This is a genomic window from Streptomyces sp. NPDC060027, assembly GCF_042737005.1.
Classification (GTDB): domain Bacteria; phylum Actinomycetota; class Actinomycetes; order Streptomycetales; family Streptomycetaceae; genus Streptomyces.
Genome location: NZ_JBHWVI010000017.1, coordinates 31,850 through 51,604, shown reverse-complemented (window position 1 = coordinate 51,604; position 19,755 = coordinate 31,850). Strand labels below are relative to the sequence as shown.

General features: G+C 72.6%; 19 protein-coding genes. 7 read left to right on the top strand and 12 right to left on the bottom strand.

The window, feature by feature from the left end; genetic code table 11:
* Positions 1 to 45 precede the first annotated feature (45 nt).
* The 3 genes from ACFWBT_RS07015 to ACFWBT_RS07005 form a co-directional block, all read right to left on the bottom strand.
* Positions 46 to 1,821, bottom strand: coding sequence for a M4 family metallopeptidase (locus ACFWBT_RS07015; protein WP_385696911.1), 1,776 nt, complete (start codon positions 1,819 to 1,821; stop codon positions 46 to 48).
* Positions 1,822 to 2,153: 332 nt separating this feature from the next.
* On the bottom strand, positions 2,154 to 3,218 hold the full coding sequence (locus ACFWBT_RS07010) for a polyprenyl synthetase family protein (protein WP_385696908.1): 1,065 nt from the start codon (positions 3,216 to 3,218) through the stop codon (positions 2,154 to 2,156).
* Positions 3,215 to 4,270, bottom strand: coding sequence for a tetratricopeptide repeat protein (locus tag ACFWBT_RS07005; protein ID WP_385696905.1), 1,056 nt, complete (start codon positions 4,268 to 4,270; stop codon positions 3,215 to 3,217). Before ACFWBT_RS07005 ends, ACFWBT_RS07010 begins: the two co-directional genes overlap by 4 nt.
* A gap of 327 nt (positions 4,271 to 4,597) precedes the next feature.
* Here ACFWBT_RS07005 and ACFWBT_RS07000 point away from each other — a divergent pair, with 327 nt between their 5' ends.
* A complete protein-coding gene (locus ACFWBT_RS07000; RefSeq protein ID WP_385696902.1) occupies positions 4,598 to 5,494 on the top strand; it encodes an aminoglycoside phosphotransferase family protein in 897 nt (298 codons plus the stop codon).
* A 6-nt stretch (positions 5,495 to 5,500) separates the two neighbouring features.
* Here the strand turns inward: ACFWBT_RS07000 and ACFWBT_RS06995 are convergent, their stop codons facing one another.
* Positions 5,501 to 6,340, bottom strand: a complete 840-nt coding sequence (locus tag ACFWBT_RS06995) for a helix-turn-helix transcriptional regulator (protein WP_385696899.1) — start codon at positions 6,338 to 6,340, stop codon at positions 5,501 to 5,503.
* A 102-nt stretch (positions 6,341 to 6,442) separates the two neighbouring features.
* Between ACFWBT_RS06995 and ACFWBT_RS06990 the strand changes: the two genes are divergently transcribed.
* Positions 6,443 to 7,150, top strand: coding sequence for an SDR family NAD(P)-dependent oxidoreductase (locus ACFWBT_RS06990; protein ID WP_385696896.1), 708 nt, complete (start codon positions 6,443 to 6,445; stop codon positions 7,148 to 7,150).
* Between the two features lie 58 nt (positions 7,151 to 7,208).
* Positions 7,209 to 7,835: an alpha-ketoglutarate-dependent dioxygenase AlkB gene (locus ACFWBT_RS06985; protein WP_385696894.1), complete on the top strand. Its 627-nt coding sequence runs from the start codon at positions 7,209 to 7,211 to the stop codon at positions 7,833 to 7,835.
* 33 nt (positions 7,836 to 7,868) lie between these two features.
* Here the strand turns inward: ACFWBT_RS06985 and ACFWBT_RS06980 are convergent, their stop codons facing one another.
* The 3 genes from ACFWBT_RS06980 to ACFWBT_RS06970 form a co-directional block, all read right to left on the bottom strand.
* A complete protein-coding gene (locus ACFWBT_RS06980; protein WP_385696891.1) occupies positions 7,869 to 8,552 on the bottom strand; it encodes a TetR family transcriptional regulator in 684 nt (227 codons plus the stop codon).
* Positions 8,549 to 9,994 (bottom strand): MFS transporter, encoded by a 1,446-nt coding sequence (locus ACFWBT_RS06975; RefSeq protein WP_385696888.1) that lies wholly within the window; start codon positions 9,992 to 9,994, stop codon positions 8,549 to 8,551. Before ACFWBT_RS06975 ends, ACFWBT_RS06980 begins: the two co-directional genes overlap by 4 nt.
* 110 nt (positions 9,995 to 10,104) lie before the next feature.
* On the bottom strand, positions 10,105 to 11,307 hold the full coding sequence (locus ACFWBT_RS06970; RefSeq protein ID WP_385696954.1) for an FAD-dependent monooxygenase: 1,203 nt from the start codon (positions 11,305 to 11,307) through the stop codon (positions 10,105 to 10,107).
* Positions 11,308 to 11,644: 337 nt separating this feature from the next.
* Between ACFWBT_RS06970 and ACFWBT_RS06965 the strand changes: the two genes are divergently transcribed.
* Both ACFWBT_RS06965 and ACFWBT_RS06960 read left to right on the top strand, forming a co-directional pair.
* A complete protein-coding gene (locus ACFWBT_RS06965) occupies positions 11,645 to 12,049 on the top strand; it encodes a tyrosinase cofactor (RefSeq protein WP_385696885.1) in 405 nt (134 codons plus the stop codon).
* A gap of 33 nt (positions 12,050 to 12,082) precedes the next feature.
* Entirely contained in the window at positions 12,083 to 12,907 is an 825-nt protein-coding gene (locus ACFWBT_RS06960) for a tyrosinase family protein (RefSeq protein WP_385696882.1), read from the top strand.
* A 180-nt stretch (positions 12,908 to 13,087) separates the two neighbouring features.
* Here ACFWBT_RS06960 and ACFWBT_RS06955 read toward each other — a convergent pair whose 3' ends face one another.
* The 3 genes from ACFWBT_RS06955 to ACFWBT_RS06945 all read right to left on the bottom strand — a co-directional run bounded on the left by ACFWBT_RS06955 (position 13,088) and on the right by ACFWBT_RS06945 (position 16,009).
* Positions 13,088 to 14,146 (bottom strand): PQQ-binding-like beta-propeller repeat protein, encoded by a 1,059-nt coding sequence (locus tag ACFWBT_RS06955; protein WP_385696879.1) that lies wholly within the window; start codon positions 14,144 to 14,146, stop codon positions 13,088 to 13,090.
* A gap of 207 nt (positions 14,147 to 14,353) precedes the next feature.
* Positions 14,354 to 15,061 carry a ribonuclease H gene (locus ACFWBT_RS06950; RefSeq protein WP_385696876.1) on the bottom strand — a complete coding sequence of 236 codons (708 nt, stop codon included), beginning with the start codon at positions 15,059 to 15,061 and terminating at the stop codon, positions 14,354 to 14,356.
* A gap of 153 nt (positions 15,062 to 15,214) precedes the next feature.
* Complete coding sequence (locus ACFWBT_RS06945) at positions 15,215 to 16,009, bottom strand: VOC family protein (protein ID WP_385696873.1); 795 nt, start codon at positions 16,007 to 16,009, stop codon at positions 15,215 to 15,217.
* A 141-nt stretch (positions 16,010 to 16,150) separates the two neighbouring features.
* On the opposite strand from ACFWBT_RS06945, the gene ACFWBT_RS06940 reads away from it, so the two are divergent.
* Together ACFWBT_RS06940 and ACFWBT_RS06935 are read left to right on the top strand one after the other, a co-directional pair.
* Complete coding sequence (locus ACFWBT_RS06940) at positions 16,151 to 17,167, top strand: zinc-binding alcohol dehydrogenase family protein (RefSeq protein WP_385696953.1); 1,017 nt, start codon at positions 16,151 to 16,153, stop codon at positions 17,165 to 17,167.
* Positions 17,168 to 17,228: 61 nt separating this feature from the next.
* Positions 17,229 to 18,452, top strand: a complete 1,224-nt coding sequence (locus ACFWBT_RS06935; protein WP_385696871.1) for a PP2C family protein-serine/threonine phosphatase — start codon at positions 17,229 to 17,231, stop codon at positions 18,450 to 18,452.
* A gap of 5 nt (positions 18,453 to 18,457) precedes the next feature.
* Here ACFWBT_RS06935 and ACFWBT_RS06930 read toward each other — a convergent pair whose 3' ends face one another.
* The gene (locus ACFWBT_RS06930) at positions 18,458 to 18,853 is read right to left on the bottom strand and encodes a nitroreductase/quinone reductase family protein (RefSeq protein WP_385696868.1); all 396 of its coding nucleotides are present in this window, start codon (positions 18,851 to 18,853) and stop codon (positions 18,458 to 18,460) included.
* 230 nt (positions 18,854 to 19,083) lie between these two features.
* Entirely contained in the window at positions 19,084 to 19,566 is a 483-nt protein-coding gene (locus tag ACFWBT_RS06925; protein WP_385696865.1) for a VOC family protein, read from the bottom strand.
* Positions 19,567 to 19,755 lie beyond the last annotated feature (189 nt).

Here is a 19,755-nt window from a genome sequence, read left to right as displayed (position 1 = left end):
TGGGGGCCCCGCCTCCCGGCGGGGCACCCTCACGTCGTCCGTCCGTCAGTGGCCCGCGGCGGGGGTGTTGGCGGCGGTGACGTTGACGGCGGCCCAGGCCTTGCCCACCGCCTTGTACTCGGCGCTGCTCGCCCCGTACATGTCGGCGGCGGCCTTGAGCGTGGCCTTGCGCGCGTCATGGAAGTCGGTCGTGGAGACCATGTAGCGGGTCAGCGCCCGGTAGAAGATGGCGGTGGCCTTGGTGCGGCCGATGCCGGACACCCGGGAACCGTCGTACGTCGGCGAGTCGTAGGTCACGCCGCCGATCGTCTTGCGGCCGCTGCCCTCGGCGAGCAGGTAGTACGCGTGCGAGGAGACACCGGAGCCGGCGTGCACCTCGGTGTCGTACGCGGCGGGCGACCAGTAGTCGATCGCCTCCTCGAGCCGGTCGAGGGACGGGTGGTCGAGGCGGCGCAGGAACTTCTGGGCGAGGCCCAGCTTCTCGCCCACCAGGTAGTTCGGCGGGTTCTTCGGGTTGTTGGCCGAGAACTCGACGTTCGAGCCGAAGACGTCGGCGAGCGACTCGTTGAGGGCGCCCGGCTCGCCGTACTGGTTGCCGTCCTCGTCCACGCGGGTGGGTTCGAGAGCGGCGGTCGCGTCGACGACGCCGTGGGTCAGCTCATGACCGGTGACGTCGAGGACGACGAGCGGCTTCTTGAACCACTGGCCGTCGCCGTCGCCGTACAGCATGCAGCCGCACGTCGAGTCCCAGAAGGCGTTGCCGACCTTGTCGCCGAAGTGGACCATTCCCCGGGCACCGGCGCTGTTGTTCTTGATGCCCTTGCGGCCGAAGGTCTTCTTGTAGAAGTCCAGGGTCTTGGTGATGCCGTACTGGGCGTCGACCGCCGCGGTGGCCCGACTCGAAGTGGTACCGGTGCCCCACTTGTTGTCGCCGTCGGTGAACTTCTTGCCCCGCGCGAAGGACTCCAGCTCCTGCCCCTTGGCGTCCCGGGTCTCGGTGTTCCACCGCTTCGGGTCCTTGAGGAGGTAGCTGGTCCGCGCGGTCCGGGTGGTGGTGAGCGCCACCTTGCCCGCGAAGAGGGAGGCTCCGCTCCCGGTGGCCGTGGCCGGGTAGTGGCCCGCGGCGGAGACGCCCGTCAGGCCGGAGAGCCCGGTCGCCATGCCGGTCTGCGGGGTCGCGTGCTCGCCCCGCTCGCGCAGCGTGTCCGCCAGCGACGGCGATATGAACTCGTCGCTCTCCGGGGTGCTGCTGCGGATCCGGCCGGACCGCGCGTCCACGACGACCGTGCGGGAGCCGCCGGCCTGCGTGGTGTCGCTGTCCCTGACGAGCACCTGGTAGGCGAGCGCGGCGGCGCCGTCGCGGGCGTCCACGACGAGACGGGCACTGCCCGCGTCGCCCTTCGCGGCCGCCGCGGCCTTGCGCTCCGCCTCCTGGGGCGTCAACTTCGCCTCGACCGTGGACGGTTCGACCATGTGGTCGGCGGCCCGGGTCACGCCCAGGTACTGCGCGCGCTCGCCGAGGTGGACGACCAGGTCGCCGCCGAGGACCGGAAGGCCCTGGTGGGTGCGGACGAAGCGGACGTGCTGCTTTCCGTCCGGGTCCGTCATCACGTCCTTGGCCTGAAGCGTGTCGCCCTGGGTGACACCGGTGGCCGAGGCGTGCGCGAACGCCGCCGCCCTGGCGGCGGCCACCGGCGACGCGGCCGAAGTCGCCGCGCGGGCGGGCCCGTCGGGGGCGGCCGCGAAGGCGGGGCCCGGGAGCGTGGCGGCCGTCGTCACCGCGACGGCGATCGCCACGCGGCGTATGTGGGGTCTACGCACTGAGTTCCTTTGCACAGGGCGGCCGGGATCGCCGACCGCCGTACGGCACAGCGCTGTTGGGCGCCGTGGGGGGCTGTCGGGCCCCGAGTCGCCACCCTCACCGATTCATCATGTACATGTAAAGCAGAAAGATCCCTTTTCTTGCTTTTGGGGGCTTCTCTTTACGAATGTTTACTTTTCGGTGATCGCCGAGTGACCAACAGTGCGCCGCCCGGACAGATGTGAGGGGGAATGAGGTGGTTGCCTGGCGAAGCCGATTACCGCGCGCATGTGACCCATGTCGCACCACCCCGGCCCGGAGCGGTCGGCCCGGAGGTGCGGGCCGGGATGGGTCAGATCGTGCGGTCGGCGAGGGCGGACAGCACCGTCCGCAGGTCCGCCGCGGGCCCCGGGGCGAGGGGCACGCCCGCGAGGAGCGTGTCCGCGGCGGTCAGATGGCGGCGCGCCTCACGCACGGCCGCCGTACGACCGCCCGCACGCTCGACGAGGACCGCCGCGCGGCGTACGCCCTCGCCGTCGAGCGAGGCGGAGGACCCCAGGAGGGCGGCGAGTTCGGAGCCACCGGGGGCCCCGAGGGCCGCGAGGACCGGCAGGGTCTTCTTCCCCTGCCGCAGATCCCCGTGGACCGGCTTGCCGGTGACCGACGGATCACCCCAGATGCCCAGCACGTCGTCGGCGATCTGGAAGGCGACGCCGAGATGGCGTCCGGCGCGGTCCAGCACGGTCACGGTCCCGCCCGACGCCCCGGCCAGCCGGGCGCCGATTGCCAGCGCGCAGCCGAGCAGCGCACCGGTCTTGCGCTCGGCCATCGTCTCGTACTCCCCGACGCCCACCGCCTCGGGCCCGGTCCAGGGGCGGTCGGCGAACAGCAGGTCGTCGGCCTGGCCGCGGACCAGGTCGCCGAGAGCCGTGGTCAACTGCCGTACGGCGGGACCGGCATGGGGAGTCAGGGCCACGGTCTCCACGGCCAGCGCGAACAGGGCGTCGCCCGCGAGGACGGCGGGACCGGTGCCGTACGCCTTCCACAGGGCGGGGCGGCCGCGACGCAGCGCGTCACCGTCCATTATGTCGTCGTGGAGCAGCGAGAAGGTGTGGACGAGCTCCACCGCGACGGCCCCCGGCACACCCGCCTCCGCGGGGCCCGAGACGGCCTCCGCCCCGAGGACGGCCAGCGCCTGCCGCACGCCCTTGCCCTGGCTGTGGTCGGCGGGAGCGCCGCCGACCTCGCACCGGCCGAGCGCGTATCCGGCCATCTCGGCGACCCAGGGGTGCAGCCCGTCGACCGCCTCGGCCAGGGCGGGGGCGGCGAGTTCACGGCAGCGGCGCAGGATCCGCGCCGCGGTGGGCGGCGCCGGGAGGGTCGAGGCCGTCGAGGGCTGCAGGGCGGTCGAGGTCATCGCGCGGCCTCCGCCTCGTCGCTTCCCGACGGCAACCCGAGCTCTGTACGCGCCCGTTCGACCAGCTGCCGGGCGTGCCGCAGTCCGATGCCCTCCAGCGCCACGGCCAACTCGTCAAGTTCGGCGGCGGTTTCGGCGTGGTCCCGGCCGAGACGGGCGAGGGACTTGACCAGTCCGAGCCGGGACAGGGCCCGGCCGCGGGGCTCGCTCATCGCCTCGAACTCGGCCAGCGCCTGCGCGTAGACATCGCGGGCCTGCTCGTAACGCCCGTCGCGGTAGAGGACGTTGCCGCGCATCTTGTGGTTGTAGGCGAGCGCGCCGGACAGCTTCATCGCGCGGCAGGACACCTCCGCCTCGCTCAGCAGCTCCAGCGCGCGCTCCGCGTCCCCGTCGCGCACGGAGACGATGTCCGCGAGTCCGCGCAGCGCCCAGGCGTGGCCGCGCCGGTCCTCGGCGCGGGCGGCGATCTCGGCCGCCTCCTCGAACATGGCGTACGCGCTGTCGTACGCACCGGTGTTGCGGTGGATCTGGGCGATGCCCTCCAGGGCCCACACCGTGTGCCGGGCCTCGCCACGCTTGCGGGCCTCGGCCAGCAACTGCTCGTGGAGAGCGGTCACGGCCGCGTAGTCGCCCTGGATGCGGCCGGTCTCCGCCATGCCTGCCAGGGAGTATCCGCGCACCACGACATCCCCCGCCTGTCCGCCGAGTTCGGCGGCCAGCCGCAGCAGCCGCCATGCCAGCGGGAAGGCTCCGCGCTGGCGGGCCAGCGTGCCACCGCTCCACAGCGCCCACGCCATCGCGGCCGGGTCACCGGCCTCACGGGCGGTGCGGTAACTCGCCTTCCACGCCCGGTCGGCGTCCGCCACCTGCCCGAGCCGGCGGTGCGCCTCGGCGACCGCGAGGCCCGACCGGGCCGCCTCGGCCCGAGCGCCCGTGCGCTCGGCGGCGCGCAGTTGCTCGGTGCCCGCCGCGAGGACGTCGGTCAGCGAGGAGTTCACGGACAGGGTGGTCAAAGCGCCCTGGTACTCCGGGGCGAAGGCCTTGCCGTACATGAATGCCTTTCCGTAAGTCACCGGCCGTGCGCGTGTGATCGCGGCCCGGCGGTGCTGCTGTATCTGGCTCCTGTGAGGCGTTGACGTGCGACGACCCAGCTATACGCTCGGCGTATACATGGCATGTATACGCACGAGGTATAGTGCGCCCGATTTCCACCGGTGAATTCCTGCTCCCTGGAGGTCGGCGCGCCACCCGCCTGTTGCCGATCAAGACGACGATCGCCTCCGCGAGGTTGCCTGGCGGCCCGAAACGCGTTGCGGGGCGGCCCGAACGGGACGCAGGATGGCGGAAGTCGACCTTCTCCCCACGGAAAGCAGGCGCCCATGCCCGCAGGCCCGATGCACGCCGACGAGGCGCGGATCGACGGTCCGCTCGTACGACGCCTGCTGGCCGAGCAGTTCCCGCAGTGGGCCGAATTGCCCCTGAAACGCGTGGAGTCGGCAGGGACCGTCAACGCCCTCTACCGTCTTGGCGACGACATGGCCGTCCGCCTCCCGCGGATCGCGGGCGGCGCCGACGACGTGGCCAAGGAGCACGCGTGGCTGCCGCGGCTCGCCCCGATGCTCCCGTTCCCGGTCCCCGAGATCCTCGGGCTCGGCACCCCGGCGGCGGGCTATCCGTGGCACTGGGCGGTCCTGCGCTGGCTCGACGGCGACCTGCCGACACCGGAGGCCCTTCCCGACGCGCAGGCGCTGGCCGCCGATCTGGGCGCGTTCGTCGCCGCCCTGCACGGGATCGACCTGCCCCGCGGACCGACCGCCTACCGCGGTGTGCCGCTGGCCACCGTGGACGCCGAGACGCGATCGGCGATCGGCGAACTCCGCGGCACGATCGACACACGGGCCGCGACAGCGGTCTGGGAGGAATCGCTCGCGGCGCCGTCGTGGACGGGCCCGCCGCTGTGGCTCCACTCGGACCTGATGCCGATGAACCTCCTGACCCACCGGGGCCGCCTCACGGCCGTCCTCGACTTCGGGACCCTCGGCACCGGCGATCCGGCCTGCGACTTCATCCCGGCCTGGAACCTCCTGCCGGCCGGAGCGAGGTCCGGCTTCCGGGAGGCCGTGGGCGCCGACGACGCCGGCTGGGCACGCGGCCGCGGCTGGGCCCTGTCCATGGCCCTCATCCAACTCCCGTACTACCGCACCACGAACCCGGTGATGGCGGGCAACGCCGCCCATGTGATCCGCGAGGTGCTGGCCGACCGCCGGCGTTCGTAACCGACGTCACTCCACCAGAGCCTGCGTGCCGAGGACACCGAGGAGGGCGAGGCGTTCGGCGTCCTCCGTGCCGGGCTCGGCCGTGTAGACCATGATCCGCAGGTCGCCGCCGGCGACGCTGAGCACATCGCAGTCCAGCGTCACGGCGCCGACCTGGGGATGATCGATGATCTTGCGGGACGCCTCGTGGCGGCCGACGGTTCCCGAGTCCCACAGCTCCGCGAACCGCACACTGTTCGCGCACAGCTCCTCGATCAGCTGCATCAGGCGCCGGTCCGTCGGATACCGGCTCGCGGTCGCGCGCAGGTCGGCGGCGAGCGTCGCCTCGAAGGCGCGCCGCTCCCGCGGTGTGTGCCGTACCCGGCTGCCGGGTCCCACGAAGTTGCGCCAGACGCCGTTGCGTTCATTGCCGCGCCACCCCGAGGGATCACCCAGCAGAGCCGCGTACAGCGGGTTCGCCAGCAGCAGGGTCCACGCCGCGTCGTACACCGCCACGGGCGTTCCGTTCAGCCGGTCGAGCAGCCGGTGAACGCCCGGGGTGATGTGGGCGGGCACCATGCCCCGGCCCGGCGGCACCAGCCCGGCCACCTGGAAGAGGTGCTCACGCTCGGCTCCGGACAGCCGCAGCGCCCGGCCCAGGGCCTCGACGACCTGCTCCGAGGGGTGGGCCGCCCGGCCCTGTTCGAGGCGGGTCACGTAGTCCACCGAGATGCCCGCGAGCAGGGCCAACTCCTCGCGGCGCAGTCCGGCCGCGCGCCGGTTCCCGCCGCCGGGCAGCCCGGCCGCCTCCGGTGAGACCCGGTCGCGCCAGCGCCGCACCGTCCGCCCGAACTCCGTGTTCGCCATGCCACCAACTGTGCACCTCCGGGCGCGGACCTGCCTGGTACCGGCAGTCCCAGGAAGACCGGACTCCTGGCTGTCCGCACCACGCCGCCGGACTCTGGACGCATGACCACAACACTCATCACCGGAGCGAACAAGGGCCTCGGCTTCGAGACCGCCCGTCAGCTCGTCGCGGCAGGCCACACCGTCTACGTGGGCAGCCGGGACCCGGAGCGCGGCCGGCGTGCCGCACGGGGACTCGGGGCGCGCGCGGTCGTCATCGACGTCACCGACGACGCGTCCGTCGCCGCCGCGGCGAAGACCGTCGAGGCCGAAGGCGGCCTGGACGTCCTGATCAACAACGCGGGCATCGAAGGGCGCGCCGAAGGGAACAGCGTGTTCGGTGCCGCGGACGTCACCGCCGGGATGATGCGCGAGCTGTTCGGGACGAACGTCTTCGGTCTCGTCCGCGTCACCCACGCCTTCCTGCCCCTGCTCCGGCGGTCCGCCGCCCCGGTCGTGGTGAACCTCAGCAGCGGCCTGGCCTCGCTGACGCGGGTCACCGACCCGTCGAGCCCGTCCCACGCCTACCCGGGCGTCGCCTATCCGGCGTCCAAGACGGCCGTCAACATGATCACCGTGCAGTACGCGAAGGCGTTCCCGGACATCCGGATCAACGCGGTGGAGCCGGGCTACACCGCCACGGATCTGAACGGCAACACGGGGACGCAGACCGTGGCGGAGGGCGCCGGGATCATCGTGCGGATGGCGCGGATCGGCCGGGACGGGCCGACCGGCGGCTTCTTCGACGCGGCGGGCCCGGTCCCGTGGTGACCACGACACCCCTCCACACTATGGAACACATATTCGATTATCGGGGTACGCTGGCCGTATGGCCATGCACCTCCAGGGCTCACTCTTCGATCAGACCGACGAACTCCGCACCGGTCCGCTGAACGGGATGCGCCGCACCGCGCTGGGCGACGGCGCCTGGATCGACCTGCTGCCCGGCTGGCTGAGCGGGGCCGACGAGCTCTTCGCCCGCCTCGCCGCCGAGGTGCCGTGGCGGGCCGAGCGGCGCCAGATGTACGAGCAGGTGGTGGACGTACCCCGGCTGCTCGCCCACTACCGCGCCGACGATCCGCTGCCGCATCCCGTCCTGGACGAGGCCCGGGACGCGCTGTCCGCGCACTACGCCGACGAGCTGGGCGAACCGTTCACCACGGCCGGGCTCTGCTACTACCGGGACGGCCGCGACAGCGTGGCCTGGCACGGGGACAGAATCGGCCGGGGCGCCCGGGAGGACACGATGGTCGCCATCGTGTCCGTGGGCGCCCCGCGGGATCTCGTACTGCGGCCCCGCCGCGGCGGGGACACCGTGCGGCGCCCGCTGGGCCACGGCGACCTCATCGTGATGGGCGGCTCCTGCCAGCGCACCTGGGAGCACGCGATCCCCAAGACGGCGCGGGCGTCGGGACCGCGGATCAGCGTCCAGTTCCGCCCCGACGGGGTGAGCTGACCCGCCCGGCCGTTCCCGCGGGGGCCGGTCCGCTCACGGCGCGAGCTGCGCCTGCACCGCCGGCGCGTACCGGTCGACGATGGTGTCGATCGTGGTGGCGCGCAGGTGCGTGCCGCGGGCGATGCCGTACATCACCCCGAGGCCGAGCAGGGTGCTCACGGCGAGTTCCGCGCGCAGGCCCGCGTCCGGCCCGCTCAGGCGCCCGGCGAGGCGTTCGCTGACCTGGGTGCGGAAGTTGGCGCGCAGTATGTCGCCCTGTTCGCCCTGGAGCGGGGCGAAGACGATCCGCAGGACGGGGTCGGCGCCGCGCTGGGTCTGGCCTTCGAGGAGGTGCCGGACCATGTGCCGGCCGAGCTCCTCCAGCGGGGCGTCCAGCAGCGCGTCGGCGTCGGACTCGAAGGACATGACACGGGCGAACAGTGCGTCCTTGTTGCCGAAGTACTTGAGGATCAGCGGCGCGCTCACCCCCGCCCGGTCGGCCACCGCCTTGAGGGTGATGTCCGCGTGGGCGTGCCGGGCCAGCAGATACCGGGCCGCGCGCAGGATCGCCGCCTTGCTCGCCTCGGCGTCGCGCCGGGGCGCGGGGGCGGTTTCCCGCTCCGACGCGGCGGAGACCGGCGGCTCGCCGGGCACCGGCACGGTCGCCGGCTGCTCGCCGGACACCGGCACGGTCGGGGACGCCGCGCGACCGGACTGCGGGGTGGTCACGGTGCTCATGCTCCTTCGAGGGCCTCGTCGCGGGGTGCGCCGGTACGACGGCCGGTGCGCCGGGTCTCGCGGGAGGCGGGGTCGGTGGGTATCGACAGGGCGGCCGCACAGGCCACCAGTGCGACCGTACCCGCCATGGCGAAGGCCAGCAGATAGCCGTGCAGCGTGGGCACCGGGGCCCCCGCGACGAGGTTCGTGTGGTGCACCAGCACGGCGGCCACCGCGGCGCTGCACACGGCCTGCCCGATGGTGCGCATCAGGACGTTGACGCCGTTGGCCGAAGCCGTCTGCCCGGCCGGCACCGCGCGCAGGATCAGGGTGGGCAGGGCGGAGTAGGCGAAGGTGGTGCCGATCGCGCAGACCGTGGCGCCCAGGATGATCATCCAGAGGTCGCGGCTGTCCGCGATCCGCAGGACGTAGCCGGAGGCGATGATCGCCGTGCCGAGGGCCAGCGTCACCCGGGGTCCGCGGGCTGCCGAGATCCGCGCCGAGACGGGCGAGAGCAGCAGCATGGTCACCCCGCCGGGCAGCAGGCACAGGCCGGTCGCCACGATGGACAGGCCGAGCCCGTAGCCGGTGGCCGCGGGCGCCTGGACGAGCTGCGCGGTGACCAGCGAGTTCCCGTAGAAGGCGAAGCCGGTCAGGAGGGCGGCGATGTGCGGCAGGGCGACGCGCGGGCGGGCGGCCAGCCTCAGGTCGACGAGGGGGCGTTCGGTCCGCAGCTGCTGGCGCCACCACAGCGCGAGGACGGCGGCGCAGGCGGCGAACAGGCCGAGGATCGCGGGGCTGGTCCAGCCCCAGGTGCCGCCCTGCGACACGGCGAGCAGCAGACACACCAGTCCGGCGGCCAGGCCCAGCGCGCCCACCGTGTCGAAGCGGCCCGGCTCCCGGACGGGCGACTCGCGCACCGCCCACCAGGCCAGCGTCAGTCCGACGGCGCCGAGCGCGGTCGTCGCCCAGAACATCACGTGCCAGTCGGCGTACTGGACCAGGAGCGCGGCGAGAGGGAGGCCGAGCGCGGCGCCGATGCCGACGGTGGAGCTCATCAGCGCGACGGCGGAGCCCGTGCGCTCCGGCGGCAGCTCGTCGCGCAGGATGCTGATCGACAGCGGGACCACGGCGGCCGCCGCGCCCTGCAGCGCCCGCGCCACGATCAGGACGCGGATGTCCGAGGTGAGCGCGCACATCAGCGAGCCGAGCGTCATCATCCCGAGCGCCATGAGCAGCACACGCCGCTTGCCGTACATGTCTCCCGCGCGGCCCAGGACGGGAGTCAGCACGGCTCCGGCGAGAAGGGTCGCCGTCACCATCCAGGAGACCGCGCCCGGCGAGGCGCCGGTCAGCCGGGGCAGGTCGGGCAGCAGCGGGACGACCACCGTCTGCATGACGGCCATGAGTATCCCGCCGAACGCCAGGACGGGGATCGCGAGCCGCTCGCGCAGAGCCGCCATCGGCACTCCAGAAGTAGACGCGAAGAACGAGGTGAATGGCAATTCACCATAGCGGTGAATTGCCATTCACCTCAAACGCCGTCCGTTTCTCGCGAGGTGGCGGGAGGTGTCTACCGGCGCGCGCGGGCCTGCACGCCGCGGGCCACCTTCGGCCCGAGCCAGCGCTTGAAGCGGCGCAGGGCCTCCAGGCGTCCGGCGGCGCGGTCGATCCGGTAGTACAGCTGCGGCGGGACGTACGGCAGCAGTGGCGAGTGCCGCTGCCCGAGCAGCGCGAACATCTGCGCCGGCGGAAGGCGGATGTAGCGCGGCAGGTTCTCGTACCACTGCGCGCTGTGGCGGGCCGCGCTCTGCACCGACAGGAGCTCCGCCTTGCGCTCCCGCTCGTAGTGGGCGAGGGCGGATTCGAGGTCGGCGTGCTCCCGCAGCGCTCGGGCCAGGGAGATGGCGTCCTCCAGGGCGAGGGTGGTGCCCGCGCCGATCGAGTAGTGGGTGGTGTGGGCGGCGTCGCCGAGCAGGACGAGGTTGCCGCGGTGCCAGGTCCGGTTGGTCAGGGTGCGGAAGGTGAGCCACCGCGCGCTGTCGTCGGCCTGCGCCCGGCCGATCAGCTCGTGCCCGTCCAGCAGGTCGGCGAAGAGCTTCTCCAGCAGCGCGAGACCGTCGGACTCACTCGCCGCGTCGAGCCCGAGGCCGGACCAGGTCCGCGGGGAGCACTCGACGACGAGGGTGCTCCGGTCGTCGCCGAACCGGTAGGCGTAGCACCAGATCCAGCCGTGGTACGTCTCCACGAAGGAGAAGGTGAAGGAGTCGAAGACCTTGGTGGTACCGAGCCAGATGTAGTAGTTGCGCCCGAGCTCGAACTCGCTGCCGAAGTGGTCGGCGTGGCGCTCGCGCAGGGCGCTGTTGACTCCGTCCCCGGCGACGACGAGATCGGCGTCCGGCAGCCGGTCGGCCGCGATCTCCCGCTCGTACTCGACACGGACACCCAGCGAGCGGGCCCGCTCGGCGAGCAGTTCGAGCATCCGGCGGCGGCCGATACCGAATCCCTCGTCACCGGGGTGCACGGTCGTTCGGTCCCCGACATGGGCGACGCCGTCGCTCCAGGAGACCGAGTTCTCGCTGACGGCGAGCGCGGACACGGGGTCGCCCTCGCGCAGCTTGTCGAGCAGGCCCGCCCAGTAGGTCACGCCCCAGCCGTAGGTCGATCCGGCCGGGTTCCGCTCATGGACGGTGATGTCATGGGACGGGTCCTGGAGCTTCATCAGGATCGAGAAGTACAGGCTTGCGGGTCCGCCACCGACGCACGCGATCTTCACGCGCACTCCCCTATGTTGCACAAAGTGGTCAATTGATCACGAAGGGTAGCAGGGGGTGCCGCCCCCGCAGTTCACGCCAGATCGCGGGCGTGAGCCGCGCCACCGACCACAGACCACGGCCGCAAGGTCATCGGCGCCAGGCCTCCCGACAGGAGGATTTCCGCCTGCGGGTGTGCGCGAGCACCCGCGACAGCAAGATCATCTTCATTCAACCTTGCACGACATATACGCGATTGTCCGGATCGCGGCCAACCGACATGCGGCAATTTCTCCTGCTGTTTGACGACCCGATAGGCATATCGGGTCATCAACACAGCTGATCACAGGAGGTCTTCGCATGCCGGAACTCACTCGTCGCCGTGCCCTCGGGGTCACTGCCGCGCTGGTCGCGGCCGCCGGGGCCCAGCCCCTCACCGCGTCCGCCGCCTCCGCGTCGCCGGAACGGCCGACCGACCCGCGCTCGTCCATGGCCGACCACCACCACGGCGGCCCGGAAGCCTTCGACGAGGTCTACCAGGGGCGCCGCATGGAAGGCCGCCCGGTCACCGGGGGAGGTCACCATCACGGCGGCGGATACGCCGTGTTCATCGACGGCGAGGAGCTGCACGTGATGACCAACGCGGACGGCAGCTGGATCAGCGTCGTCAGCCACTACGCCCCCGTGCCCACCCCGCGAGCCGCCGCACGGGCCGCCGTCGTGGAGCTCCAGGGCGCGCCGCTCGTGCCCTTCGCCGCCAACTGAACCACCCCGCAAGAAGATCGTGGAGTCCCGCACATGACCGTACGCAAGAACCAGGCGAAGCTGACCGCCGACGAGAAGCGGCGCTTCGTCGACGCGCTGCTCCAGCTCAAGCGCAGCGGAACGTACGACACCTTCGTCACGACGCACAACGCGTTCATCCTCGGCGACACCGACAACGGCGAGCGGACGGGCCACCGTTCACCGTCGTTCCTGCCCTGGCACCGCAGATTCCTTCTCGCGTTCGAGCGGGCCCTCCAGTCCGTGGACCCGTCGGTGGCGCTGCCCTACTGGGACTGGAGCAGCGACCGTACGGCGCGCTCGTCCCTCTGGGCGCCCGACTTCCTCGGCGGCACCGGACGCAGCCTGGACGGCAGGGTGATGGACGGCCCGTTCGCCGCCTCGGCGGGCAACTGGCCGGTCAACGTCCGCGTCGACAGCCGTACGTATCTGCGCCGATCTCTGGGCAGCGGGGTCCGGGAACTGCCGACCCGCGCCGAGGTGGACTCCGTGCTCGCCATGGAGACGTACGACATGGCGCCCTGGAACAGCGCCTCGGACGGCTTCCGCAATCACCTCGAAGGCTGGCGGGGCGTCAATCTGCACAACCGGGTGCACGTCTGGGTGGGCGGCCAGATGGCCACCGGAGTCTCCCCCAACGACCCGGTCTTCTGGCTGCACCACGCCTTCATCGACAAGCTGTGGGCGGACTGGCAGCGCCGTCACCCCCGCTCCGGCTATCTGCCGCTCACCGGCACGCCGAACGTCGTCGACCTCGGCGACACGATGAAGCCGTGGAACGACACGCGGCCGGCCGACCTGCTCGACCACACCGCGTTCTACACGTTCGACGCCGCCTGATCCCGGCCTGCCCGTACCCGGCGGCCCCTCCCCGGGGGCCGACCGGTCACGGGCCGCCGCGTGCGGACCGGCCGAGCGCCGGTCGTCCTCGTGTCCGTCCCGTGGCCTCGGTTCCTCGCCAGGTCGCCACCGCGCAGAGGTAGCCGCTTCTACGTCGCCACCGCGCAGAGGGAGCGGCTTCTAGGTCGCCACCGCGTAGAGGTAGCCGTTCTCGCTGCTCACGAAGGCCGTCCCGTCCGCCACGGCCGGTGCCGAGTAGACGGGCGCACCGGTGTCGAACCTCCAGCGTGACGCACCGGTGCCGGCGTCCACCGCGTACAGGTGGTGATCGGTGGCGCCGATGCAGACGACCTCACCGGCCACGACGGGCGCCGCGAGGCCGCGTTTGCGGGTGGCGAACTTCCATCGCCCGTGACCGGCGGGGTCCACCGCGCGCAGCTTGCCGTCGGCCGAGCCGGCGTAGACGCCCCCGTCGGCGACGGCCGGCGCCGAGAACGCGGCGCCGACGTCGGGCGACTTCCAACGCTGCTCGCCGTCCGCCGCACGCACCGCGTAGAGCGTGCCCTTGTCACTGCCGGCGTAGACCACGCCGTCGACCACGGCGGGAGGGCCGAACACGGTGCCTTCGGTGGCGAAGCTCCAGCGCTGGTCGCCGGTGGCCGCGTCCACCGCGTACAGACTCCCGCGGCTCGCGGCGTACACCGCCCCGTCGGCCACCACCGGCCGCCCGGACACGAAGCTGTCGGCGCGGTGCACCCAGCGCCGCTCGCCCGTCGCGGCGTCCACCGCGTGCACGCCGCCGTCCGCCCCGCCGACGTACGCGAGGTGGACCACGCCGGCCGCGTGGATCGCCTCCAGCGCCTCGGCGAGCCCCGCTCCGAGCGCCAGCACCGGCCCCTCCGCCCAGGGGCCGTGCACCGCCAGGGCCTCGCCCAACGCGATCCCGGGTACGTACGCCGTCGCGAGCCACGCGGGCGAGCCGTCCGGATCGGCGTCGACGACGCCCGCGGTGAAGACGCCGTTCACCCGCCGGGCGGCGGCCACCTCCCTGGCGAACCGGCGGCGGAACTCGGCGTCCTCCGCCAGTTCCGGGCGCACCAGCTCGACCGCCACCGCACGCCCTCCGGGCGACCGGCCCAGGTACACGCGTCCCATTCCGCCCGCCCCGAGCCGCCCCACGATCCGGTAGCGCCCGACCTGCCGGGGATCCCCCGCTTCCAGCGCCTCTGTTGCCTCCACAGCCCCCACCCCTGCCCCGCTCCCCGGCATCCGCCGAAGGTCCCTCATCCTTCCCGACACGCACCGTGCTCGCACTACCGTCCGGATACGACGTCGCGATCCGCCCGGAGGGCTCAACGGGCGGATCGCGCAAGGGATTCGGGGCGGGAAGCGGGGCGGGAAACAGGCGCCGGTGGAAGGCTCCGCGGCGCGGGGAACGCCGGAGGGTCAGGCTCCGCCCGACTCCTCGGTCCGGCATTCCGGGTGGCCCCAGCCCTGGGCGTTCTTGGCGATGGGCTCGCCCGCCGCGTAGGACCGGCCGCACATGCACCGGCCGGGGAACTTGGCCTTGATGGTGCGGCTCGACGTGCCCTGCCGGGCGGCCTTGGCCGCGGGGCGGCGACGGGAGGCCCCGGAGGGGGCGGGGGTGTCGGGTGACGCGGGCGGTTCCGCGGACCCGAGGTCGCTGCCCGCGGGCTGCTGCACGATCGCGGCCTGGCTGGCGGCACGGTCGGCGAAGTCGTTCAGCCGGTCGCCGTCGACCTGGTGGGCGGGGACGTAGCGGAACTCCACCGTGCGGCCGTCCAGGAGTTCGTCGATCCGGGCGACCAGTTCCTGGTTGGCGACGGGCTTGCCCGCGGCCGTCTTCCAGCCCTTGCGCTTCCAGCCCGGCAGCCAGGTCGTGACGGCCTTCATCGCGTACTGGGAGTCCATCCGGATCTCCAGCGGCACGTCCGGCGCGATCGCCGTCAACAGGCGTTCCAGCGCGGTCAGTTCGGCGACGTTGTTGGTCGCGGTGCCCAGCGGTCCCGCCTCCCAGCGGGTCGGGGTCTCGTCCCCGTCGGCGACGACCCAGGCCCATCCGGCGGGTCCCGGGTTTCCCTTCGAAGCCCCGTCACAGGCGGCCACAACGCGTTCAGGCATGCCCCCGATCATGCCACGCCCGGCCGAGGACACCGCCCACGGGGCGCGGGCTCACCGCACCCCGGAGAAGCCGGCGGTGGCCAGCAGACGCCGACCGAGCGGGCCGGCTGCCGGGCCGCGCGGAGGTTCCGCAGATCGTGGGAAAGCGTCAGGGCACGTCCCGCATCACACGTCGTTCATCTTCGGCATCTCGCCCTGGGTCGTCGACATGTCGATGACGGAGAACGACGCGCCCTGCGGGTCGCTCAGCGCCGCGAACCGGCCGAACGGGCTGTCCATCGGCCCGAAGCGCAGGATCGCGCCACGCTCGGTCGCCTTCGCCACCGCCTCGTCGCAGTTCCCGACGGTGAAGTAGACGTTGACGTACGACGGCACCTCGGGCGGGAATTCGTCCGTCATCCTCATCCGGCCGAGGACCGGCTTGTCGCCGACGCTGAAGATGCGGAAGTCGACGTTGTCGTCCTGCACCTGCTGGGCGCTGAAGGGGAAGACCGCCGGGAAGAACGGGTCGGACTTCTCGGGCTCGCGGGTGAAGACCTCGGCCCACGCGTACGCGCCGGGTTCACCGATCGACTCGAAGCCCTCGTGGACGCCCGCCTGCCAGACACCGAAGACGGCCCCACTGGGGTCCCGGGCCAGCGTCATGGTGCCGAAATCACCGACCTGCATCGGCTCCATCAGAACCTCACCGCCGTTGGCCCTGATCTTCGCGGCGGTCGCGGCGGCGTCGGGCGAGGCGAAGTACAGGCACCAGGCGGACTGGCCCTCCTGTCCGGGCATCGGCGGGACGACAGCGGCCACCGCCTTGCCGTCGGAGTAGGCCTGCGTGTAGTTCCCGTACTCCGAGGACGCCTCGCCGAACGTCCAGCCGAGCACGTCCCCGTAGAAACTCTTGGCCCCTTCGACATCGCTGAACATCGCGTCCGCCCAGCAGGGCGTTCCTTCAGGCTGTACGGCCATGACTCGACCTTCTCCGGTTCGGTGAACGATTGCGCTGTTCACGCTAGCCAGCCTTCGTGCGGGCCGCGCGCCGAGGAACCGGCGCTGGACGACACTGGAGGGCGGGCCGACCTGGTCGTCGACGGGACGGGGTACACGATGATGCGGGCGTGGGAAGTGGCCGGACCGGGGCCGATCGAGGGAGAGCCCCTTCGCCTCGTCGGAAAGCCGGTGCCGACGCCGGGCCCGGACGAACTGCTGGTGCGGGTGCGCGCGTGCGGGGTGTGCCGCACCGATCTCCATGTCACTGAGGGCGACCTCCCCGTGCGCCGCCCCGGGGTGACGCCGGGCCACGAGGTCGTCGGCGTGGTGGCGGGTACGGGCGGCATGGTGACCGGCTTCGCCCCCGGCGACCGGGTGGGCGTCGCCTGGCTGCGCCGCACGGACGGCACGTGCGGGTACTGCCGGCGCGGGGCCGAGAACCTCTGCCCGGCGTCCGAGTACACCGGCTGGGACGCCGACGGCGGGTACGCGGAGTACACGACGGTGCCGGCCGCGTTCGCCTACCGGCTGCCCGAGGGCGTGGACGACGTCGCCCTGGCGCCGCTGCTGTGCGCGGGCATCATCGGCTACCGGGCGCTGCGCAGGGCCGCGCTGCCGCGGGGCGGCCGGCTCGGCCTGTACGGCTTCGGCGGCAGCGCCCATCTCTGCGCCCAGCTCGCGCTCGCCCAGGGCGCCACCGTGCACGTCCTGACGCGGGACCCGGCCGCGCGACGGCTGGCTCTCGACCTGGGGGCCGCGTCCGCCCGCGGGGCGTACGACGAGCCGCCCGAGCGGCTGGACAGCGCGATCCTGTTCGCGCCGGTCGGTGACCTGGTCCCGGTCGCACTGCGGGCGCTGGACCGCGGCGGTGTGCTGTCGGTCGCGGGCATCCATCTGAGCGACGTCCCACCGCTGCGCTACGAGAGCGATCTGTTCTACGAGAAGGAACTGCGCAGCGTCACCTCCAACACGCGCGAGGACGGACGGGACTTCCTGGCACTCGCGGCCCGCCACGGCATCCGCGCCACGACCCATGCCTATCCCCTGGACCAGGCACAGCAGGCCCTGCGCGATCTCAAGGCGGGCCGCTTCGACGGGGCGGCGGTACTGGTGAACGACCGCCCGCCGAAGAGCTGAGCATGCGGCCACGCCGCCCGCGTGCGTGGATGGACCCAGGCGGTGCTTCGGTGGAGGTGCGATGGCGGGCCCGGGCGGTGACGGCACTGCGGGTGCGGGGGTGCCGTTCGGCGCCATGGAGGACGCCGTCGAGTCGATCGGCACCACGCTCGACGAGCCCACCACCTGCGAAGAACTCGCGGCGTTCGTCCACCGGCACTTCTGCGACGCCGCCGCGGTGGACCTGCTGCCCACGGATGTCGCGGCCGACCACCACTCCCCGGCCCCGGACCTCTCCCGCGTCGCCGCGGCCGGCGACACCCGGCTGCTCACCCCGTCGGACGGTCCGCGCCCGCTGTCCGTCCGGGCACTCGACGAGGGGCATCCGATCGCCGCCTCGATCGACCTGTCCGGGCGGATCCCGCGGCAGGTCATGACCGTGCCGCTGCTCGCGCACGGACGCCTCTACGGGGTGCTGCTCGCCGTCCGGCGGGGAGCGGCGTTCACCGACGCGGCCATGTCGGGCACGCACTACGCGGCGCGCCTCGCGGCCGTCCACCTCGGTCACTCCCGCCGGCACAACGCCGTCCGCACTACGGTCCTGGACCTCCAGCGGGCGCTGCTCGCCGAACCGGGCCGGCCGCATCCGAACCTCGACCTCGCCACGCGCTATCTGCCGGCCGGGGGCAGCACCCTGGTGGGCGGGGACTGGTTCGAGACCGTGCGTCTGCACTTCGGGCGGACCCTGCTGGTCGTGGGCGATGTGATGGGCCACGGTCTGGACGCGGCGGTGGACATGAACGCGTACCGCTCGATGCTGCGCTATGTCGCCTCCACGGACCTGCCGCCCCACCGGGTGCTGCGCCGTCTGGACGCGGCGGTCGCCGAGGACGGCACCCGGCGTCCGGCCACCTGTCTGTTGGTCCGGGTCGATCCTGCGCGCGGCACCGCGGCGATCGCGGGCGCCGGGCATCTGCCCCCCGTCCTGTTCGCCGGGGACGGTTCCGGCGAACTGCTGCCGCTGCCGGTCGGTCCGCCGCTGGGCACGGGGGTGGGCGGCTATGAGCAGGTGACCCGCGAGCTCTCCCCCGACGACACCCTGGTGATGTTCACCGACGGCCTCGTGGAGCGCCGCGGCGAGGACATCGACGAGTCGCTGGCGAGGCTGGCGGCGCTGCGTCTGCCGCCGGGTGCGGGGGTCGGCGAGCTGCTCGACGAGGTGCTCGTCAAGCTCGACGCCCGGCACGCGGAGGACGACGTGGCGGTGCTGGCGGCCCGGATCCGCCCCCGGAACCACACGGCCTGACGCGGTCAGCCGGTGAGGTCGACGCGCACCGTGGTGAGCCCGGCGCCGACCAGCCGGACGGCGGCGCTGTTGAGCCGGGGCAGGGTCTTCAGCCGGGCGCGGGCGTCGTCCTCGTGCAGCACATGGGCGGTGCCGGTGTGCCAGCGCCCTCTGACGCGGACGCGAACGCGCGGATCGGCCAGGATGTTGCGCACGTACTGCGACCGGTCGCCGTACTCGGAGACGAACCAGAACTCCCGCCCGACCAGCCGGCCCCCGATCGGTGTCCGGCGCGGCAGGCCCGAGGTGCGTCCGGTCGTTTCGATGAGCGTCTGCACCGGCAGCCGCTTGAGGACGGGATTGCCGATCCGCCGCTGGAACGCCGTGATCGTCCGGTACTTCAGCTCGTGGTGGCGCGACATGCGTGGTCCTCCCCTGGGCCGTGGACCGCCATTCTGCGGGGTCCGGGGACAACACCACCGCACCGCCCCACCGGTCGGGGAAGGTCCGGCCGCGCGAGCGCCTCCGCCACCGTGTTCGGGTGCCCCGTGACACCGACGTGCCGTGCGGGCCGGTGCGGGCCGGTGCGGGCGGAGCACACGCCGTGCGGGGCACCCCGCGTGCTGCCCGCCCGGCCCGCGACGCCGGTCGGCTACTCCCCCGCGTACACCTTCTCCAGGGCCACGATGTCCAGCTTGGACATCTGGAGCATCGCCTGGGTCGTGCGGCCCGCCTTCTCCTGGTCCGGGTCGCTGATCAGCTCGATGAGCCGGGTGGGGACGACCTGCCAGGACAGTCCGTACTTGTCCTTGACCCAGCCGCACGGGCCCGCCTCACCGCCGTCGTCGATGAACCTGTTCCAGTAGTGGTCCACCTCTTCCTGGTCGGCGCAGTGGATCTGGAAGGAGATCGCCTCGTCGAACGTGAACTGCGGCCCTCCGTTGAGCGCGACGAACTTCTGGCCGTTGGCCACGAACTCGGCCACCAGCACCGAACCGGCGGGTCCGGGCCCGGCCTCCGTGTAGCGGCCGATCCTGCCGAGCTTGGAGTTCTTGAAGATCGAGACGTAGTAGTGGGCGGCCTCCTCGGCCTGGCCGTCGAACCACAGACAGGTGGTGAAACCGTCGGCGGGCATGCGTACCTCCTCGGGCGGAAAACGTCGTCACTACTGTCGACTGATCCTCGTCCGAAAACTCATCTGCCGCGCGCGCACGAGGGCAGCCGCGGTGCCCCGGAGCCGCCCCCTCCACCGACGCCACCCGTCGGTGGCACCGAGCCGGCAGCGCTTCCGGCGCCGGGGAAAACCGATGCCGGGCGCGCCTCG

What these genes read in the sequence shown, in the direction of transcription:
- ACFWBT_RS07010 (WP_385696908.1), bottom strand. Translation starts at nt 3,218, where the DNA reads ATGACCTCGACCGCCCTGCAGCCCTCGACGGCCTCGACCCTCCCGGCG.
- ACFWBT_RS07005 (WP_385696905.1), bottom strand. Translation starts at nt 4,270, where the DNA reads ATGTACGGCAAGGCCTTCGCCCCGGAGTACCAGGGCGCTTTGACCACC.
- ACFWBT_RS07000 (WP_385696902.1), top strand. Translation starts at nt 4,598, where the DNA reads ATGCCCGCAGGCCCGATGCACGCCGACGAGGCGCGGATCGACGGTCCG.
- ACFWBT_RS06995 (WP_385696899.1), bottom strand. Translation starts at nt 6,340, where the DNA reads ATGGCGAACACGGAGTTCGGGCGGACGGTGCGGCGCTGGCGCGACCGG.
- ACFWBT_RS06990 (WP_385696896.1), top strand. Translation starts at nt 6,443, where the DNA reads ATGACCACAACACTCATCACCGGAGCGAACAAGGGCCTCGGCTTCGAG.
- ACFWBT_RS06985 (WP_385696894.1), top strand. Translation starts at nt 7,209, where the DNA reads ATGGCCATGCACCTCCAGGGCTCACTCTTCGATCAGACCGACGAACTC.
- ACFWBT_RS06980 (WP_385696891.1), bottom strand. Translation starts at nt 8,552, where the DNA reads ATGAGCACCGTGACCACCCCGCAGTCCGGTCGCGCGGCGTCCCCGACC.
- ACFWBT_RS06975 (WP_385696888.1), bottom strand. Translation starts at nt 9,994, where the DNA reads ATGGCGGCTCTGCGCGAGCGGCTCGCGATCCCCGTCCTGGCGTTCGGC.
- ACFWBT_RS06965 (WP_385696885.1), top strand. Translation starts at nt 11,645, where the DNA reads ATGCCGGAACTCACTCGTCGCCGTGCCCTCGGGGTCACTGCCGCGCTG.
- ACFWBT_RS06960 (WP_385696882.1), top strand. Translation starts at nt 12,083, where the DNA reads ATGACCGTACGCAAGAACCAGGCGAAGCTGACCGCCGACGAGAAGCGG.
- ACFWBT_RS06950 (WP_385696876.1), bottom strand. Translation starts at nt 15,061, where the DNA reads ATGATCGGGGGCATGCCTGAACGCGTTGTGGCCGCCTGTGACGGGGCT.
- ACFWBT_RS06945 (WP_385696873.1), bottom strand. Translation starts at nt 16,009, where the DNA reads ATGGCCGTACAGCCTGAAGGAACGCCCTGCTGGGCGGACGCGATGTTC.
- ACFWBT_RS06940 (WP_385696953.1), top strand. Translation starts at nt 16,151, where the DNA reads ATGCGGGCGTGGGAAGTGGCCGGACCGGGGCCGATCGAGGGAGAGCCC.
- ACFWBT_RS06935 (WP_385696871.1), top strand. Translation starts at nt 17,229, where the DNA reads ATGGCGGGCCCGGGCGGTGACGGCACTGCGGGTGCGGGGGTGCCGTTC.
- ACFWBT_RS06930 (WP_385696868.1), bottom strand. Translation starts at nt 18,853, where the DNA reads ATGTCGCGCCACCACGAGCTGAAGTACCGGACGATCACGGCGTTCCAG.
- ACFWBT_RS06925 (WP_385696865.1), bottom strand. Translation starts at nt 19,566, where the DNA reads ATGCCCGCCGACGGTTTCACCACCTGTCTGTGGTTCGACGGCCAGGCC.